Source organism: Schumannella sp. 10F1B-5-1 (assembly GCF_006517535.1).
Lineage (GTDB): Bacteria > Actinomycetota > Actinomycetes > Actinomycetales > Microbacteriaceae > Schumannella.
The window spans coordinates 1-221 of record NZ_VHQH01000135.1 but is presented as its reverse complement, the minus strand read 5'-3'; the positions used below and the strand labels follow the sequence as shown (position 1 = coordinate 221).

1 protein-coding gene is annotated in these 221 nt (G+C 76.0%); it reads right to left on the bottom strand.

What is annotated here, in order from left to right:
• Window positions 1-221, bottom strand: a 221-nt coding sequence (locus FJ658_RS15205) for a hypothetical protein (protein ID WP_141146221.1), incomplete at both ends; no start/stop codon positions are given.

The window sequence follows — 221 nt, the reverse complement described above, 5'->3', positions numbered from 1 at the left end:
AGGGGTTCGCGGGATCGGTCGCCCCGAGCGTCACCGCGACCGGCGGCGCCTCGTCGTCGCGGTCGCCGTGGAACGCGCGCAGGCGGTCGACGGTCGCCGGCGTCGCGAACTGCGCCGCCCCGAGGCCCTCGACGAAGTAGCCGCGCCGCACCCGCCCGGTCTCCTCGAGCGTCGACAGCACCTTGTAGACGAGAGCGAACCCGCCCTCGACCCCCTCCGCC